Origin of the sequence: Acidisoma sp. S159 (assembly GCF_009766125.1) — a bacterium.
GTDB lineage: Bacteria > Pseudomonadota > Alphaproteobacteria > Acetobacterales > Acetobacteraceae > Acidisoma.
The window spans coordinates 661,748-678,668 of record NZ_LMUG01000032.1 but is presented as its reverse complement, the minus strand read 5'-3'; the positions used below and the strand labels follow the sequence as shown (position 1 = coordinate 678,668).

General features: G+C 64.6%; 15 protein-coding genes and 2 tRNA genes. 3 read left to right on the top strand and 14 right to left on the bottom strand.

What is annotated here, in order from left to right:
- The first annotated feature begins 4 nt into the window (after positions 1 to 4).
- On the top strand, positions 5 to 1,003 hold the full coding sequence (locus tag GSQ92_RS11010) for a substrate-binding domain-containing protein (protein ID WP_158805219.1): 999 nt from the start codon (positions 5 to 7) through the stop codon (positions 1,001 to 1,003).
- A 428-nt stretch (positions 1,004 to 1,431) separates the two neighbouring features.
- Here the strand turns inward: GSQ92_RS11010 and GSQ92_RS11000 are convergent.
- From GSQ92_RS11000 to GSQ92_RS10980, 5 genes are all read right to left on the bottom strand, one after another.
- A tRNA-Arg gene (locus GSQ92_RS11000) sits at positions 1,432 to 1,508 on the bottom strand.
- Positions 1,509 to 1,520: 12 nt separating this feature from the next.
- A complete protein-coding gene (locus GSQ92_RS10995) occupies positions 1,521 to 1,826 on the bottom strand; it encodes an ETC complex I subunit (protein ID WP_158805221.1) in 306 nt (101 codons plus the stop codon).
- Positions 1,827 to 1,863: 37 nt separating this feature from the next.
- Positions 1,864 to 1,940, bottom strand: a tRNA-Pro gene (locus GSQ92_RS10990).
- Between the two features lie 51 nt (positions 1,941 to 1,991).
- A complete protein-coding gene (locus tag GSQ92_RS10985; RefSeq protein ID WP_254065856.1) occupies positions 1,992 to 2,492 on the bottom strand; it encodes a DUF192 domain-containing protein in 501 nt (166 codons plus the stop codon).
- Positions 2,489 to 3,634, bottom strand: a complete 1,146-nt coding sequence (locus tag GSQ92_RS10980; RefSeq protein ID WP_174246723.1) for an acetoin utilization protein AcuC — start codon at positions 3,632 to 3,634, stop codon at positions 2,489 to 2,491. Before GSQ92_RS10980 ends, GSQ92_RS10985 begins: the two co-directional genes overlap by 4 nt.
- 325 nt (positions 3,635 to 3,959) lie before the next feature.
- On the opposite strand from GSQ92_RS10980, the gene alaS reads away from it, so the two are divergent.
- On the top strand, positions 3,960 to 6,602 hold the full coding sequence (gene alaS, locus GSQ92_RS10975; RefSeq protein ID WP_158805222.1) for an alanine--tRNA ligase: 2,643 nt from the start codon (positions 3,960 to 3,962) through the stop codon (positions 6,600 to 6,602).
- 164 nt (positions 6,603 to 6,766) lie between these two features.
- Here the strand turns inward: alaS and GSQ92_RS10970 are convergent, their stop codons facing one another.
- The 9 genes from GSQ92_RS10970 to GSQ92_RS10930 form a co-directional block, all read right to left on the bottom strand.
- Complete coding sequence (locus tag GSQ92_RS10970) at positions 6,767 to 7,066, bottom strand: putative quinol monooxygenase (RefSeq protein WP_158805223.1); 300 nt, start codon at positions 7,064 to 7,066, stop codon at positions 6,767 to 6,769.
- 31 nt (positions 7,067 to 7,097) lie between these two features.
- Entirely contained in the window at positions 7,098 to 7,982 is an 885-nt protein-coding gene (gene aguB / locus GSQ92_RS10965) for an N-carbamoylputrescine amidase (protein WP_158805224.1), read from the bottom strand.
- On the bottom strand, positions 7,975 to 8,853 hold the full coding sequence (locus tag GSQ92_RS10960; protein ID WP_254065857.1) for a DUF3445 domain-containing protein: 879 nt from the start codon (positions 8,851 to 8,853) through the stop codon (positions 7,975 to 7,977). The genes aguB and GSQ92_RS10960 overlap by 8 nt, the downstream gene beginning before the upstream one ends.
- Positions 8,846 to 9,853 (bottom strand): ABC transporter ATP-binding protein, encoded by a 1,008-nt coding sequence (locus GSQ92_RS10955; protein WP_158805225.1) that lies wholly within the window; start codon positions 9,851 to 9,853, stop codon positions 8,846 to 8,848. Before GSQ92_RS10955 ends, GSQ92_RS10960 begins: the two co-directional genes overlap by 8 nt.
- Entirely contained in the window at positions 9,850 to 10,890 is a 1,041-nt protein-coding gene (locus GSQ92_RS10950) for an ABC transporter ATP-binding protein (RefSeq protein WP_159013439.1), read from the bottom strand. Before GSQ92_RS10950 ends, GSQ92_RS10955 begins: the two co-directional genes overlap by 4 nt.
- Positions 10,880 to 11,854, bottom strand: a complete 975-nt coding sequence (locus tag GSQ92_RS10945; RefSeq protein WP_158805227.1) for an ABC transporter permease — start codon at positions 11,852 to 11,854, stop codon at positions 10,880 to 10,882. Before GSQ92_RS10945 ends, GSQ92_RS10950 begins: the two co-directional genes overlap by 11 nt.
- Before the next feature lie 184 nt (positions 11,855 to 12,038).
- Positions 12,039 to 13,097: an ABC transporter permease gene (locus GSQ92_RS10940; RefSeq protein ID WP_158805228.1), complete on the bottom strand. Its 1,059-nt coding sequence runs from the start codon at positions 13,095 to 13,097 to the stop codon at positions 12,039 to 12,041.
- 5 nt (positions 13,098 to 13,102) lie between these two features.
- Positions 13,103 to 14,791: an ABC transporter substrate-binding protein gene (locus GSQ92_RS10935; RefSeq protein ID WP_158805229.1), complete on the bottom strand. Its 1,689-nt coding sequence runs from the start codon at positions 14,789 to 14,791 to the stop codon at positions 13,103 to 13,105.
- A gap of 26 nt (positions 14,792 to 14,817) precedes the next feature.
- Positions 14,818 to 15,705, bottom strand: a complete 888-nt coding sequence (locus GSQ92_RS10930) for a proline iminopeptidase-family hydrolase (protein ID WP_158805230.1) — start codon at positions 15,703 to 15,705, stop codon at positions 14,818 to 14,820.
- A 205-nt stretch (positions 15,706 to 15,910) separates the two neighbouring features.
- Here GSQ92_RS10930 and GSQ92_RS10925 point away from each other — a divergent pair, with 205 nt between their 5' ends.
- Positions 15,911 to 16,858 (top strand): aldo/keto reductase, encoded by a 948-nt coding sequence (locus GSQ92_RS10925; RefSeq protein ID WP_158805231.1) that lies wholly within the window; start codon positions 15,911 to 15,913, stop codon positions 16,856 to 16,858.
- The last annotated feature ends 63 nt before the right edge of the window (positions 16,859 to 16,921 follow it).

Here is a 16,921-nt window from a genome sequence, read left to right as displayed (position 1 = left end):
CAAAATGCCTCGTCAACCAGGCCTCCGCTACCTGCTCGCCGCTGCCTGCGCGGTCATCGGCCTCGCGACCGTCGCGGCTCATCCGGCCAGCGCCGCGGATAAGAAGCTGACTGTTGCCTATATCGCGCCTTCGCTCGACATTTCCTATTGGCAGTGGGTGGCTTACGGCGCGAAGACCCAGGCCGCGAAGCTCGGCATGAATTATGTAGAGTTCACGTCTGAGAACTCGCCTGGCACGCAAATGAATAACGTGCGCACCGCGCTTACCCGCGGCGTCGATGCGATTGTCATGGGTCCGGTCAGTTCCAGCAGCACGCCGCCGATCCTGCGCTTGCTCAAGTCGAAGAACGTGCCGATCGCCTTCACCGGCATCGGGCCGCAGCCTGGCTCGACCGACTATACCTCGGCCGTCACCGCGAATAACTACGAGACCGGCAAGGCCGAGGGCAGTTTCGTCTGCAAGGCTGCCAAGGCGCTGGGCGGCAATAAGATCGGCATGCTCTCTCTGCCGCAGGATCGCGAGAATGCGCAGAAATACCTGAGGGGCGCCAAGGAAGCCTTCGCCGCCGACGGCTGCGATCTGGTGCAGGTACTTCAAACCCACGGGCTGACCGTGCGCGAGGCGGTGGATCAGGCCAATGACCTGCTGACCGCGCATCCGGACATCAAGGGTATCTACGGCATGTATGACGAAGCCGCGACGGGCGCCGCCAAGGCGCTGCAGACGCGTGGCCTAGTCGGCAAGATCACGGTCGCGACCGCCGACGGCAGCCCGACCACCATCAAGCTGCTGCGCGACGGCGTGATCCAGGGCCTGTTCCTGCAGGAGGCTGGCGGCCAGGGCATTGATGCGACGACCCAGGTGTTCAACGCGCTGACGGGTAAGCCGACAACCAAGGATATCCCACTCGCGGAGCCGCTGGTGACCAAAGACACCATCGACAGCCCGGAGGCCCAGGCGACCATCAAGCGCGTCTACCCGCCCTCCGCCGGCGCTTTCTGACGCCGTTCCTCATCACGGGTGAAGGCGCTCGGTGCGCCACGTGCCGTCCAGGCTTCGTTGCCCGCAAAGCGGAGTCTGGACGGATGTGAGGCCTTTGTTGCGCATGGCGGCAACGAGCATTGCCAAGTTCAGCAGGGCCAGATCTGGATAGATCGCGAGACGAAGCGGAGTGGCAAAGGGTGGCACCCGCTGCTACGCCTCTACGACCCACTAGAGCCTTGGTTCGACAAGACCTGGAAGCCGGGCGATTTTGAACGGGTAGACGCAAGCTTCTCAATGCGCGCGCCGATCGGCTCGCATCGGGAGGAGCAGCGAGCCCTCGTGAACGCTCGATAGAGTCGCCGTGCGCTCGGCCGGAGCGCTGGGTGCAATGAATGTCTAAGTTGTCACTCGATTGGTGGCCTGGCAGTAGCCCGCAAGTCTTAGATTGGCGCGCCCTGGTGGATTCGAACCACCGACCCACAGCTTAGAAGGCTGTTGCTCTATCCGACTGAGCTAAGGGCGCGGCGCAGGCGTTTCAGTGGGTCCAGTTCTCGGCCCGGTCCGTCCGGAAATTATCGGCATAGGCCTTGGGCTTCACCACGCGGCTATGCGTGATCTCGACATCGTAAGGCAGTTTGCGCGCCTCGGCATAGGCGACCGCCTCCTCCCGTGTGGGGAAGGTGAGCGTGATCTGCTGCTGCATGTCGCCGCTGCCGATCCAGCCCATCAAAGGGTCGGCACGCTTCGGCTCGGCCTGATACCACTCCAGAACCCAGCCATGGAGTGCACTGCGGCCGGACTGCATCGCGGATTTCGGGTGCTGGTAGATGCGTGCGCGCATGATCGTTCCTCTGCTCCCGCCCCGTGATCCTGGCCGATGGTCGGGGCGGCCGGACTCGAACCGGCGGCCTCGTGTACCCAAAACACGCGCGCTACCAGGCTGCGCCACGCCCCGCCCGGCGGTTCTATAGCGCGGGGTGTTACTGCCGGGTAGTAGCCATGACCGCTACTTGGTGTCGTGGAAGGCCGCCGCCACCACCTTGTCGCCGACCCCGATGTTCTCCTTCGCGGTCAGGCCGCCCTGAAGCTCCAGCACCGCCAGCACCGGGCCGCCGCTGTCATCGACCGCCAGGCTAAGCGGCACGGTGTTCTCCGAGATACTGCGGATCGTGCCGTCGGCGTTGATGAAGACCATGTCGAGCGGCACCAGGGTGTTCTTCATCCAGAACTGACCCTCCTGCGCCGCCGGGAAGACGAAGAGCATGCCGCTATCGGACGCCACCCCGTGGCGGAACATCAGGCCGACTTCCTGCTGCTGCGGGGTCATCGCCATCTCGACCTGGAACTGATGCGTCTTACCGCCATCGCTCACGATCGAGAGTGGCTGCTTCGGGAGAGTTGGCTGGGCGGCGGTGATATTGTCGTCCTGGGCCATCGCCGGCGGCGCCAGAGCGGCGAGGAAACCGGCGCAGGCAAGGCCGAGGGTAAGGTGGCGAAGGCGCATCATCCGTTCTCCGTCAGCGTCTGTCGGGCGAGCGCCCGGATTTCGTCGCGTACCGGGCCCTCGCGCGGCGCGTCGCGCAGCGTGGTGAACCAGTGATCCGGCGGGTTGCGGCCGGCCGCGCGGTTGTAGACCAGGCGGCGGAGAATTGTCTCCGCTTCCTCCGGCAGGCGAGGCGGTATCTCGAAGCCACAGAGCGTGCCCCAGATGCCGGCCCAGCAGCGCGCGACCGTATAGGGGTTATAGCCGCCGCCGCCGAGCAGGATGAGGCGGGGAGCGAGCGGCGCGATGGCCGTCACGGCCTCCCAATAGGCGTTGTTGGAGAGCGAGAGGCGGGCGAGGGGGTCTTCCTCCAGCGCATCGGCACCGCATTGCATCATGACAGCCTGCGGGCGGTAACGCTCGATCAGCGGCAGCATGGCGTTGTGCAGCAGATACCGCGCCTCGCTGTCATTATATCCGGGCGGCACCGGCAGGTTGCGGGCATTGCCGCCGCCCCGGTCTTCGGCGAGGCCAGTATGCGGCCAGCGCCCGGCCTCATGCACGCTGACCGTCATTACCCGCTCGTCGCCCGCCATGGCGTCCTGCACGCCGTCACCGTGATGGGCATCGAGGTCGAGATAGAGAAGCCGGGTGAGCCCCTGGTCGAGCCAGGACATCAGCCCGAGCACGCAATCGTTGAGGTAGCAGAAGCCCGAGGCGCGATCCGCCCGGCCGTGATGCGTGCCGCCGCCAGGCACATGGACGATTCCGCCCGCGGCGGTGAGCTGAGTGGCGAGGAGCACGCCGCCTGCGGAAGTCGCGGGGCGGGCAAAGATTTCGCGATAAACCGGGTTGCCCTCCGCTCCGATGCGATAGCGCGCGCTGTCCTCCATTGTGATGACGCCATCGCCCGCTGCCGCCGATTCTGCGCGGCGCAGCGCCGCGAGGTAGCCCGGGTCGTGGAAGCGGAGCAGTTGCGCTTCCGTGGCGGTCGGCGCCTCGCGGTAGCGCTCCTTGGGCAGCCAGCCGAGGGCGCGGCAGAGGTCGATGCAGGTCGAGACCCGCGGTACCGCGAGCGGATGGCCCGCCCCATAAGTCGAGTGGCGATAGATCTCGCTACCAACAAAGAGCGGCGGGCCGGGGAATGGGCTGGGCAGGAGCGTCACGCCACCTATATGGACTGCGGACCAAAAAAAAGGCGGTGCCGAAGCACCGCCAAGTTTAGGGAGGAAACGTCCAAGAAAGCAGCAATACGATCATGGACCGCCGTTGCTGCGATGCACAATCTAGAAATTATGATGGCGGTTTGCAAGAAGTTTTTTGCGGTGCAGCACCGCGTTGTGAACACGCTTCCGTTATAGCGATGCTCTAGGCGCATAAGGTAATAACAGCTTCTACCTTGCGCGCGCGTCCGTTGCGCCCCCGCTGCGTGACTCCGGGCAGCGCCTGCGCTAGGTGCGGCACTCCCTCCTCAAACTGGTCCAGCGCGCCATGTCCACCAGCAGCAATGATATCCGTGCCACCTTCCTCGATTATTTCGCCCGGAATGGTCATGCCGTGGTGGAGAGCTCCCCACTCGTTCCGCGCAATGACCCGACTTTGCTTTTCACGAATAGCGGCATGGTCCAGTTCAAGAACGTCTTCACTGGACAGGAGAGGCGACCCTATAGCCGCGCCACGACCGCGCAGAAATGCGTCCGCGCTGGGGGCAAGCATAATGACCTCGACAATGTCGGCTATACCGCGCGCCACCATACCTTCTTCGAAATGCTGGGGAATTTCTCTTTCGGCGACTATTTCAAGGAGCAGGCGATCGCGCACGCCTGGAACCTCGTCACCAAGGATTTCGGGCTGCCGGCTGATAAGCTGCTGGTCACGGTCTACAGCGAGGACGAAGAAGCGGCGATTTTCTGGCGCAAGATCGCGGGCCTCCCGGACAGCCGCATCATCCGCATAGCGACCTCCGACAATTTCTGGCGCATGGGCGATACAGGCCCCTGCGGCCCCTGCAGCGAGATCTTCTACGATCACGGCGCCTCCATTCCGGGCGGGCCGCCCGGTAGCGCGGATGAAGATGGCGACCGTTTCATCGAAATCTGGAACCTCGTATTCATGCAATACGATGAGGGACCGCCCGGCACGCGCGCGCCGCTGCCTCGCCCCTCGATCGATACCGGCATGGGTCTGGAGCGGTTCGCAGCCATCCTGCAGGGCAAGCATGACAACTATGATACGGACACGCTGCGCGCCCTGATCCTGGCTAGCGCCGAAGCGACCGGGCGCGATCCAGACGGGCCCGAGAAGACCAGTCACCGCGTTGTCGCAGACCATCTTCGGTCGTCGTGCTTCCTCATGGCCGATGGCGTGCTGCCCTCCAACGAGGGACGCGGCTATGTGCTGCGGCGGATCATGCGGCGGGCCATGCGGCACGCCTATCAGATGGGCGCGGGTGAACCCCTCATGCCGCGCCTGGTGCCGGCGCTGATCCGACAGATGGGCCAGGCCTATCCGGAACTGGGCCGCGCGCAGGCACTGATGACCGATACATTGCGGCTGGAGGAGACGCGTTTCCGCACTCTGCTCGAGCGCGGGCTGCATCTGCTGGCCGATGTGACCGGCCGTCTCGGCGAGGGCCAGCCTTTGGCCGGGGACGTCGCATTCCGCCTTTACGACACCTTCGGCTTTCCGCTCGACCTCACCCAGGATGCCCTGCGCGAGCAGGGCCGCACGGTGGATGTGGCGGGGTTCGAGACGGCGATGACCGAACAGCGGCGCCGCGCCCGCGCTGCCTGGGCCGGCACCGGCGATGCCGCGACCGACAGGGTATGGTTCGATCTGAAGGAACGGCTCGGCGCCACGGAGTTTCTCGGCTATGCGACCGAAAGCGTCGAGGGCGAAATCCTGGCGATCGTCGTCGATGGCGCGCCTGTCGAGCAGGCTCAGACCGGGAACGAGGTCGCGGTCATCCTCAACCAGACGCCATTTTACGCCGAGAGCGGCGGCCAGGTTGGCGACCAAGGGCTTATCAGCGGGCCGGACGGTTTGGTTATCCGCGTCACGGATACGCAGAAGAAGCTCGGCGACCTATTTGTCCATCTTGGCCATGTGGAGAGCGGTGTGGCGCGGCTTGGGCAAGCGGTGCGGGCCGATGTCGATCATACCCGCCGCGGCGCCATCCGCGCGCATCACTCGGCGACGCATTTGCTGCATGAGTCGTTGCGCCGTCATCTCGGCACCCACGTCGCGCAGAAGGGCAGTCTCAATGCGCCGGACCGCCTGCGCTTCGATGTCAGCCACCCCAAGCCCGTGACGCCGGCCGAGCTTGCCGTGGTCGAGGCCGAGGTTAATGAGCGGATCCGCGAGAATAGCGCGGTGACGACCCGGCTCATGACACCGGATCAGGCGGTGGCCGAAGGTGCCATGGCGCTGTTCGGGGAGAAATACGGCGATGAGGTTCGCGTCGTCGCGATGGGTGACGGCGACGCTGATCGCCGCGCCTATTCGATCGAGCTTTGCGGCGGCACGCATGTCGGCCGCACCGGCGATATCGGCCTGTTCCGCATCACCGGCGAGACCGGAGTTTCCGCCGGCGTGCGCCGTCTGGAAGCCGTGGCTGGGGCCAGCGCCTTCGATAGCTTGCGCGAGACGAATCGCGTTTTGGAGGAGGCGGCGGCCGCGCTTAAGGTTTCACCCGCCGAGCTTCCCGCGCGCATCGCGTCGCTCCTGGAGGACCGCCGGCGATTGGAGCGCCAGCTCGCCGAAGCCCAGCGCAAGCTGGCGACGGGTGGCGGCGAATCCGCTGTCGAGCAGATCGGGGACGTGAAGCTTTCGGCGCGCAACCTGGGCGATGTGCCGCCGCGCGATCTCAAAAGCCTCGCGGATGCCATCGGCAAGCAGATGGAGGGCGGCGGTGTGGTCGCTCTGGTGTCCACCGCCGAGGGCAAGGTCAGCATCGTGGTGGGCGTCGCGCCGGGCCTCACGGCGCGCTTCAGCGCCGTTGATCTGGCGCGGGCGGCTGCGGCGGCGGTGGGTGGCAAGGGCGGCGGCGGGCGGCCCGATCTCGCGCAATCCGGTGGACCCGACGCCGCTCAGGCGGATGCGGCGCTGGCGGCGGTGAGGGCTGCTCTGGTCTGAACCGTGCTCACGCCGCAGCGTCATGCTCGGCGAAGGCCGAGCATCCACGCCTTTTCTGGCTTCACGAAGCCAAGGCGTGGATGGCATGCCTGCGCATGCCATGACGGATCTCCTGGTCGCGGTTCAATACCGGATCATCACACGCCGGACTGAACATCTACCACTCAGACTTCGCGAAGCATGAAGATCTCAGCCTTCGCCAGGATCTCTTTCACGTCCGCCCGAAACGCACTCATGTGCGGCGCCACGCCATGGGCATCGAGCTGGGCTTTGGTTTCCCATTTCTCGATGACGACGATGGCGTCCGAGCCGAATTTATCGGGCGAGCTGTCGAGATCGACCGTTGGGAAATACTCGATGCAGCCGTCCTCGGCATGCACCACGGGCAAAAGCTGCTTGAAGCGCGCGAGCAGCGCGTCCCGTTTGCCAGGATGGGCGGTCAGGACTGCGACGAGCTGGATCATTGGCGGTTCCCTTCTTCCGGTTGCGCAGGCGTCAGGTCGTTGAGGTGGCCTGGCCGTCGAGTGTGAGGAGACTGCCATAGAGGCCTGGCCGCCGGTCGCGGAAGATCCCCCAGGCGCGGCGCTGGGCGGCAATGGCGTCGAGATCGAAGCTTGCCGTGGCCACCGTTTGGTCCTCGCGTCCTGCCTCGGCCAGGACTTCGCCTGTGGGTCCGGCGATGAAGGACGTGCCGTAGAAGGTCATGCTGGTGCCGCGCCGCCCGTCCTCGGTGCCGATGCGGTTGGAGGCCAGGAGCGGCATGAGATTTGCCCCTGCATGGCCCTGCATGACGCGCCGCCAATGCGCGGCGGAATCCAGTGTGGGATCCGACGGTTCGGAACCGATGGCTGTGGGATAGAGCAGAATCTCCGCGCCCTGCAACGCCATCGCGCGCGCCGCTTCGGGAAACCACTGATCCCAGCAGATACCGACGCCGATACATCCGACTCGCGTATCCCAGACCCGGAAGCCGGTATCGCCAGGCGAGAAGTAGTATTTCTCCGTATAGCCCGGCGCATCGGGGATATGGCTCTTGCGATAGCGGCCGAGCACACGGCCATCGGCGTCGATGATCGCGATGCTGTTGTAAAAGGCCTGGCCCGCGCGCTCGAAGAAACTGATGGGCAGCACAACGCCAAGCTCGGCCGCCAAGCCGGCGAAGCGGGTAATGATGGGGTTGTTCTCAAATGGCGCGGCCAGATCGAAGAAACTCGCGTCCTGGTCCTGGCAGAAATAGGGCGCGGCGAATAATTCCTGGATGAGTACGAGACCAGCGCCGCGGCTATGCGCCTCTCGGATAAGCGATTCTGCGCGGTCGAGATTGGCCTGCAGATCCCAGCTCACCTTCATCTGAGTCGCGGCGACAGTCACGTTACGCATTGGAACCGGCCCCACTTTGGCGATCGAGATAGTCTAGCAGCGCGGCGCGAAAGGGCCGCAGGCTTTTGTAGCGTTCGAGTTCGGGCGGAATGCCGCGCACCGCCACCGCCAGCCGCGCGGCCTCGCCCGGCAGCGCTGTCACGTCGCTCAATGGCGTGACATGCGAGCGGATGCCGAAAACGATGGTGAGGTGCACAGGCAAAAGCCGGAACGTCTGTCGCTCGACTCTCAGCCACAGCGTTTCGCCGGCATTCTCGGCGGTGATGGATGGGTCGTGGTCCTCGCGCTCATGGCCGCCGGGCTGGAAGAGCGTGGGCTCCTCGTGGATAGACCAGTTGAGACGGGCCGCGAGGCGCCCGGGCTTCAGCGCGCCCAGAAAGCGATCGACCGGTTTGCCGAGCGTCTCCGCATAAGTCGGCACCGGCTTATGAATCGCGAGCATCGGCCGGCCAATCTTATCGGCGAGCCGCCACCGGCTTGGAAAGCAGAGCAAGGCGGCGACCAGCCTTGGCCCTTCCGGTCCTGGCTCCAGCAGGCAGAAATCCTCGGCGACCTGATGGCCGATTGCCGCGAGCGGATGGTCATTCTCGTCTTGGGCGGGCGCGACCCAGCTCGGATGATGGGCGCGGAGATGCGCCTCGATCAGCGCGCGCAGTTCGGTGCAGAGCGGTTCGGTGCCCGGCAGTGCGGCGAGGACCTCAGAACGATGTTCGGCGAGCAGCCGCCGGCGTTCCGCGATTTGGGCGAGGGCCGCATCATCGATCTCGATCCAGTCGGCTTCACGCAGCGCGGTGACGCCGAGCGCCATGCGGAACGGGCCGGCCTCGTATGGCAGATGCAGCTTGCGCTGTGGCACCATGAAGTCAGCCATGACCGGCGACCTCGCCACTTTGCAGCGGGAAATGGCAAGCGACGCGCCGGCCAGGATCGAGCGGGCGCAGCACAGGCACTTCCACGCCGCAGCGTTCCTGCGCGATGGGGCAGCGTGTGTGGAAGCGGCAGCCGGAGGGCGGATTGGTCGGGCTGGGCGGCTCGCCGCGCAGGATGGTGCGGGCGCGGATATTGCCGTGCGGATCGGGCTCCGGCACCGCCGAGATGAGGGCGGCCGTATAGGGATGCGCGGGGCTGTGCAGCACCGTGTCGGTATCGCCGATTTCCACGATGCCGCCGAGATACATCACCGCCGTTCGCGTCGCGATCTGCCGCACCACGCTCAGGTCATGCGCGATGAAGACATAGGTCAGGCCCAGCTTCTGCTGCAGGTCCATGAACAGGTTGACGATCTGCGCCTGCACCGAAACGTCCAGCGCCGATACCGGCTCGTCGGCCACCACAAGTCGCGGCGACATCGCGATGGCGCGCGCGATGCCGATGCGCTGCCGCTGGCCGCCTGAAAACTCATGTGGGAAGCGTTGCAGGAAGTCGGGCGAGAGATTGACCAGCTCCATCAGCTCGCGCAGGCGGTTCTGCACGTCGGCCTCGCTGCGCTTGCCGTGAACCCGCAGCGGTTCGGCGATGAGGTCACCCACGCGGCGGCGCGGATTGAGGGACGAATAGGGGTCCTGGAAGACCATCTGCATCTCGGCCCGCAAGGGACGCAGCTCGCGCTGGCTGAGATTGGTGATGTCCTTGCCCTGAAAGGCGATGCGCCCGTCATCGATGCTGTAAAGCCGCAGCAGGCAGCGGCCGAGCGTCGATTTGCCGCAGCCCGATTCCCCGACAAGACCCACGGTTTCACCGGGAAAGACATCGAGCGAAACATCGGTCAGTGCATGCACGATTTGCACACCGCCGGTACGGAAGCGGCTGCCGACGCGGAAGCGTTTCGTGACGCTCGCCGCATGCAGCATGGTCGGCCGCGTGCCGCTCATGCGGCGGCCTCCGGCGCGCGGATCGCCCGCTCGTGGTCCCAGTCCGGAAGATGGTCGGCGGCGAGGAAGCAGGCGACTTCCTGGGCGCCATGGCGGAACAGCGGAGGGCGGTTGCCGCAGGGCTCGAACCGGAAGTCGCAACGCGGCTGGAACGGGCAACCGGCGGGGCGCGCGGTGGGTGCGGGCGGGCTGCCGGGTATGGAAGGCAGGCGAAAGGGCCGCTCGCCATGCATCGGCGGGATCGAGCGTAGCAGGCCGAGCGTATAGGGATGGCTCGGCTGCGCGAGCACCATGGGCTTCGGCCCGCGTTCGACCACGGTTCCCGCATACATGACCATGACACGGTCCGAGATGGTGCCGACGACGCCCATGTCATGCGTGATGAGAATTACCGAGCTGCCGAAATCCCGTCGCAGGCGCTGGATGAGTTCGAGGATCTGCGCCTGCACCGTGACATCCAGCGCCGTGGTCGGCTCGTCGGCGATGAGGAGCGACGGGTTGCAGGACAGCGCCATGGCGATCATCGCGCGCTGCCGCATGCCGCCCGAAAGCTGGTGCGGATAGCGCGTCGCGGCGCGTGCCGGGGCGGGGATGCCCATCTCGCCCAGCAGCTCCACCGCGCGGGCGCGCGCGGCGCGGCGCGAGAGTTTCTGATGCGCGCGAATCTGCTCCTCGATCTGCCAGCCGATCGTATAGACGGGCGTCATCGCCGTCATCGGATCCTGGAAGATCATCGCGATGTCCCGCCCGCGCAGGTCTCGCATCTCGCGCGGATCGAGCTTTAGCAGGTCGCGGCCCTTATAGATGATCGAGCCTTCGATGATCGCGTTCGGATCGGTGATAAGCCGCATCACCGCGAGGGAGGTGATGCTTTTGCCCGAGCCCGATTCGCCGACGATGCTGAGGATTTCCCGCGCGCCGACGCTGAAGGAAATATCCTCGATGATGCGGATGACGCCCTTCTCCGAGCGGAAGGACACCGAGAGGTTGCGGACATCCAGCAGCGTCTCGGCCGGGGCCGAAGGTTCAGCGGGCATCGCGCACTCGCGGGTCGAGCCAGGCATAGGCGATATCGACGATGGCATTTGCGACGACGACGAAGAACGAAGAATACATCACGGTCGCCATGATGAACGGCAGATCTAGGTTTTGCAGCGCCTCATAGGTCAACCGCCCGACACCGGGCAGGCCGAAGACGACCTCGGTGAGCAATGCGCCACCGCCGACGAGCGCGCCAAAATCTAGGCCGAACATCGAGACAAAGGTGATGAGCGAGGTGCGCAGCGCATGGCGAAACATGATGCGCGTTTCCGATAGGCCTTTAGCGCGGGCGGTGCGGATGAAGTCTTCCTGATAGGCCTCGACCAGATTGGCGCGCAGCACGCGGCCGTAGAGGCCGATATAAAGGATCGCCAAAGTGACCCAGGGAATCACGAGGCTTTTGAACCACACCCATGGATGCAGCAGCAGCGGCGTATAGCCGAGGCCGGGAACCCAATGGAACAGCCAGGTGTTATGGAAGCGCGATTGGGTGACGAGGTTCATCACCGATCCGACCCAGAAGACCGGCATCGAGACGCCTACCAGGCCGAGGAACATGAGCGTTCGGTCGGTGATCCCGCCGCGCGTCGCCGCCGCGACCATGCCGACGATGATGGCGAAAATCACCCAGATCACGGCGGCGCCGAGAACCAGCGAGAGTGTGACCGGGGTTGCCTCGATCACCGCCGGTATCACGCGCTGGCCGCGATTGACGAAGGAGGTGAGGTCTCGGGTGACGAAAAGCCGTTCCATGACCAGCGCGTATTGCACCGGCAAAGGCCGGTCGAGGCCGAAGCTGTGCCGCACCTGCGCGAGGATTTCGGGTGTCGCATTTCGGCCGGCGATGCGAGCGGCGGGATCGGCGCCGGGGGTCGCGAAGAAGATGAGGAACACGACGATGCTGATGCCCAGCATCACGAAGATCATTTCGGCCAGCCTGCGGAGTGTGGGGAGGAGCATTAGGCGAGGCCCATGTTTAGCGTCATGGCTCGCGCGGGCCTGCGGAGTTCGAAGGGACCGTCATGGCACGCGAAGGCGTGCCATCCACGCCTTACCTTGGTCGAACAAATAAGACGCGGATGCTCGGCCTCTGGCGGGGCACGCTTCGCTGGGCAAGACGGTTGCATCTGTCCACCGTCCCGCATCAATCCTTCCTCACCCGCAGCTTGGCGCGCGGGTCGAAGGCGTCTCGCACGCCGTCGCCCAGGAAGTTCAGCGCCAGCACCGTGATGACGATGGCGAGGCCCGGCGCGATGGCGACCATCGGCCGCGTGTAAAGCAGATCCTCGCCATCCTGGATGATGGTGCCCCAGCTGGCACCGGGCGGCTGCACGCCGATCGAGAGGAAGGAGAGCGCGCTCTCGGTCAGCATGTTCAGCGCCATCATGAGCGGCGCGAAAACAATGATCGTGGTCGTCACGTTCGGCAGGATGTCCCGCAGCAGAATGCGCCCAGCCGGCACGCCAAGGCAGCGCGCCGCCAGCACGAAGTCGCTGCGGGTCAAGGACAGCACCTGGCCACGGATGGGTCGCGCGACATAAGGCACATAGACGATGCCGATGATGAGGATGGGCAGAATAAGGCTGTCCGAGGCGATATTGATCGGCCCGATTTGCAGTCCTTTGCTGATCAGCACGATGGAAAGCGAAATCGCCAATAGATAGATCGGAAAGGCCCAGAGCACGTCGAGCAGCCGGGCCAGTATCGTATCGGTCAACCCGCCCGCGAAGCCCGCGACGATGCCGACCACGGCGGCGAGCACCAGGCAGACCACGGTGGAGGCCGCGGAAATGATCAGCGAGTTGCGGCCGCCGTAAAGCATGCGGGCCGCGACATCCCGCCCCTGATTATCGGCGCCCAGCAGATACTGGGCGTGCCAGGTCGGTCCGATCGGCGTGACGCCGAGGCCGAGGCCCGCGGTATCCGCCTGCATGACGTCCAGCGTATTGGCGCCGATGGTGATCTGGCCATCGAGATTGGACTGGAACGGGTCGGTCTGCGAGAGGCGCGACGCATAAAGCGGCGCCGCGCAACAGGCGAGAACGATCAGCACCAGGACAATGACGGAGGCCATTGCCGTGCGGTCCTGGCGCAGCTTGCGCAGGCCCGCACGCCACGGCCCCTCGGCGGGGCGGCCGGCTGTCGCCGGCGCGCTCTCGATGGGACCGAGGGACGCCGGAACCCCGGACGCCGTGTCGGACATAGCGGTTACTGCACGTAGGCCAGCGACAGAATCATTTTGAACTGATCGCTGAACGTGAAGTTCTTCACGTTCTTAGACACGAAGTCGAGCTGCTTCGGCGTGAACATCGTGACCCAAGGCGCGCCATCCGTCGCGGCATGGTCGATCTTCGCCCATTCCTTATTGGCGGCGGGCAGATCCGTCACGGCGGTGATCAGGTTCTTATTGATCATCGCGTCGAGCGGCTTGGAGCAGTAGCCGGCGATGTTGACCGAGGCATCCGAGCCCGGATGGAAGGCGCCGCAGCTCAGCAGCACGTTCAGGAAGTCCGAGGCCGCCGGATAATCCTGGTACCACTGAGTGATGCTGATCTGCACATTGTTCTTGGTATTCTGAATATAGGTGAACTGGATGTTCGCCGAAATCACCTTCGATGTGGCCTTGAAGCCAAGTTCGTTCAGCACGCTGACGAGATAGGTGCCGAGCGCCGGATCGACATTCTGGTCATCCGCGATCACGGTGACCTTCTGGCCGATCTGGCCGGATTTCTTCATCAGCTCCTTGGCCTTCACCATGTCAGGCGCGGACCATTTGGTGCCGGGGTTCTTGGTATAGGGGCAATAGGCTTGGTAGCCAGGGAAGCCGGGCGGCAGAACTTGGCAATTCGGCACGGCGAGGCGAGGGCCGCCATAGATGCCGACGGCCGAGCGGCGATTGAGCGCGTAATTCACAGCCAGCCGCGCGTCCTTGTTGTTGAACGGCGCGATGTTCACGTTCATCGGCGCATAGAAAATCGCGAACAGCGGATTGATGTGGATCTGGCTGGCATATTTGCTGCTCATCTCACCCAAACGGTCGGCCGGGGGAGTGTCGAACATCCAATCCTGCTGACCATTCTCGATCGCGGTGATCGCATCCTCGGCTCGGGTGCCGAAGGTGTAATCCATCTCGTCAACATAACCGGCGGGCTGAGCGTCCTTGCTCCATACCTTGAAGTAGGGGTTGCGCTTGATCACCATCGACTTCTGCGGGTCGTAGCTCGTCACCATGTAAGGGCCGGTCGCGGCGGTCGGCACGGTACCCACATCCTTCGAGGGAGTATCGGCCGGCAAGATCGAGCCGAAGGGCGTCGCGAGCTTGTAGAAGAACTCGGAGTCGGGCGCCGTCAGGTGGAAGGTCACGGTATTGGCCGCGTCATCCGCCACTACGCCGCCAGCCAGCGTGCAGGTTGCCGGCGTCTTGATGCAGGCATCCGAGCCCGCGATCACATTGTACCAGGAACCCGCGTTGGGGTTGCTGATCTTGAACAGGCGCTGGAAGCTGGCGACCACATCCTCCGGCGTCACTTCCTTGCCGGTCGAGAACTTGATGCCCTTGCGCAGCGTGAAGACATAGGTCTTGCCGCCATCCTGAGGCTTGGGAATTTCCGTCGCGAGATCGGCTACCACGTCATTCGAGGAGGAGCCCGCAGACTTCCTGAATTCCACCAGACCGTCATTCGTGACGTAGAATATCTGCCAGAATTGCGCGGTGTAATTGATCTGCGGATCGAGCGTGCCCGCAGCGGCGGCGGAGACCAGCTTCAGCGTGCCGCCCGTATGAGCATCCGCCGCCTGCGCGGCGCCCACCTGCGCAGTGCTGGCACCCAGCGCGCCGAGGCCGGTGGCCGTAAGCAGCGCGAAGGCGGAAGTGGTGAGGCGTTGTCGCAATGTCATGAGCGTTTCTTTCCCGTTTAAGTGAATCAAGGCGCGTCGAGGAATTCGGCGACCGCGGCGAGGCAGGCTTCTCTCTCCTCCAAATGGGGCATGTGGCTGGAGTTCTCGAAAATCCGCCAGCGGACGTCCGGGATGCTGTCGGCGAAGGGCTGCACGCAGAGTTCCGTCGCCTCGTCGTAGCGGCCGGAGATCAGCAGCGTGGGGGCGATGATGGCGTGCAGCCGGCTTTCGATCGTCCAGTTTTTCATCGTGCCGATGACGTGAAACTCGGTCGGCCCGTTCATGGTGTGGTAGACTGTCGGGTCATCGACAATCGCGCGGTCGTTGCGCACGACGTCATCCGGTTTCGGTTCGATGCGGCATACGTGGCGCCGGTCGTAGACTTTCGCGGCTTCCAGATATTCGGCGCTCGCGGTGGTGCGCGCGGCTTCGTGGCGCAGCAGCGTCGCCTGCACTTTGGGCGGGAGATCCTGCCGCAAGCGGTTCGCCTCCGCCACCCAGGTTTTCATCGAGGCCGGGGAATTGGCGATGACCAGCTTCCTCAACCCCGGCGGTTGGCGCACGGCATGTTCGGCCCCCAGCATGCCGCCCCAGGATTGGCCCAGGAGGTCGTAGCTTTCGGCGATGCCCAGATGTGCCAACACACGATCGAGCTCACCCAGAAAAAGGTCGACGGTCCAGAAATCCGGCCCTTTTTCGCGCAGATGCGTCGAGCGGCCATTGCCGAGCTGGTCATAATGAACGACTGCCCGGCCGGTCTCCGCCAGGTCCGCGAAGGAGGCCACGTAGTCGTGGACGCAGCCTGGACCTCCGTGCAGGATGACCAAAGGCGGTTTGGCGCCCTTCAGCTCCCCGGTGATCTTGTACCAGGTGCGGCCGAAGGGGCCGGGAACATAGTCTTCCGTCAGGTGCATTTGTCCTCGTGGCGGGCCGATGACCCGGGCGGCGCTACCTGGATCGGTAGCGAACCGTTCTAAGCAAAACCTGTTCCACACGCCGCCGGTTCTTGGCAAGCACCTGTCTTTCCCGTCGAGGGCTGTATCGCGTCTTTGGGCGGGCTGCATCTGGCCAAGAAGGGTTTAACTCCTGGGATCGGTTCAACGGCCTCGGAGCGTGATCATGGAACAGCACCAACTCGGCACTTCCACCATCAGCGTGCCGCCGCTGGTCTTCGGCGGCAACGTTTTCGGGTGGTCAGCAGACGAGGCCACCTCCTTCCGATTGCTCGATGCCTTGGTGGAGGCGGGACTGACCGCGATCGACACTGCGGATGTCTATTCCCGCTGGGCATCTGGCCATCAGGGCGGCGAATCGGAGACGATCATCGGCCGCTGGCTGAAGAAGCGCGGGAAGCGCGACGATCTCGTCATCATGACAAAGGTCGGCATGCCGATGCCGGAGGGCAAAGGCCTCTCGGCCGCCTGGATCGGCCAGGCGATCCAGGATTCCCTGCGGCGGTTGCAAACGGATTACGTCGATCTCTATCAGGCGCATCAGGACGATGAGGCAACGCCGCTGCCCGAGACTCTGAGCGCATTCGCCGGCCTCATCCAGTCGGGCAAGGTGCGCGCCATCGGCGCCTCGAACTATACCGCGGCCCGGCTGAAGCGGGCGCTGGAGACCAGCGACGAGCTTAGCCTGCCCCGCTATGTCTCTCTCCAGCCGCATTACAATCTGGTGGAGCGGCCGCTCTTCGAGAAGGAGCTGGAGACGCTGTGCGAGACGGAGAGACTGGGGGTAATTCCGTATTACTCACTGGCCGCCGGCTATCTCACCGGCAAATATCGCTCGAAGGTGGATCTCTCCAAAAGCGCCGCACGAGGCGAAGGTGCGGGCAAGTATTTGGATGGCCGCGGTCCCAAGGTGATCGCGGCGCTTGACCAGGTGGCGAGTGAGACCCATGCCACTCCGGCTCAGGTGGCTCTCGCTTGGCTCATCGCGCGGCCCAGCATCACCGCCCCCATCGCCAGCGCCTCCAAGCCCGAACAACTCGCCGATCTCGTGAAGGCCTGCACGCTGAAATTGACGCAGGCGCAGGTAAGGGCGCTGGATAAGGCGAGCGCCTGATCAAAGGCGCCACATCTCTCGGCAGTCACCGGCGCCGAGGGGCGTGACGCCTGACTTGCGCTC

Excerpts from the sequence above, each read along its gene's own strand:
- GSQ92_RS11010 (WP_158805219.1), top strand. The coding sequence starts at position 5 with ATGCCTCGTCAACCAGGCCTCCGCTACCTGCTCGCCGCTGCCTGCGCG.
- GSQ92_RS10995 (WP_158805221.1), bottom strand. The coding sequence starts at position 1,826 with ATGCGCGCACGCATCTACCAGCACCCGAAATCCGCGATGCAGTCCGGC.
- GSQ92_RS10985 (WP_254065856.1), bottom strand. The coding sequence starts at position 2,492 with ATGATGCGCCTTCGCCACCTTACCCTCGGCCTTGCCTGCGCCGGTTTC.
- alaS (WP_158805222.1), top strand. The coding sequence starts at position 3,960 with ATGTCCACCAGCAGCAATGATATCCGTGCCACCTTCCTCGATTATTTC.
- GSQ92_RS10970 (WP_158805223.1), bottom strand. The coding sequence starts at position 7,066 with ATGATCCAGCTCGTCGCAGTCCTGACCGCCCATCCTGGCAAACGGGAC.
- aguB (WP_158805224.1), bottom strand. The coding sequence starts at position 7,982 with ATGCGTAACGTGACTGTCGCCGCGACTCAGATGAAGGTGAGCTGGGAT.
- GSQ92_RS10960 (WP_254065857.1), bottom strand. The coding sequence starts at position 8,853 with ATGGCTGACTTCATGGTGCCACAGCGCAAGCTGCATCTGCCATACGAG.
- GSQ92_RS10955 (WP_158805225.1), bottom strand. The coding sequence starts at position 9,853 with ATGAGCGGCACGCGGCCGACCATGCTGCATGCGGCGAGCGTCACGAAA.
- GSQ92_RS10950 (WP_159013439.1), bottom strand. The coding sequence starts at position 10,890 with ATGCCCGCTGAACCTTCGGCCCCGGCCGAGACGCTGCTGGATGTCCGC.
- GSQ92_RS10945 (WP_158805227.1), bottom strand. The coding sequence starts at position 11,854 with ATGCTCCTCCCCACACTCCGCAGGCTGGCCGAAATGATCTTCGTGATG.
- GSQ92_RS10940 (WP_158805228.1), bottom strand. The coding sequence starts at position 13,097 with ATGTCCGACACGGCGTCCGGGGTTCCGGCGTCCCTCGGTCCCATCGAG.
- GSQ92_RS10935 (WP_158805229.1), bottom strand. The coding sequence starts at position 14,791 with ATGACATTGCGACAACGCCTCACCACTTCCGCCTTCGCGCTGCTTACG.
- GSQ92_RS10930 (WP_158805230.1), bottom strand. The coding sequence starts at position 15,705 with ATGCACCTGACGGAAGACTATGTTCCCGGCCCCTTCGGCCGCACCTGG.
- GSQ92_RS10925 (WP_158805231.1), top strand. The coding sequence starts at position 15,911 with ATGGAACAGCACCAACTCGGCACTTCCACCATCAGCGTGCCGCCGCTG.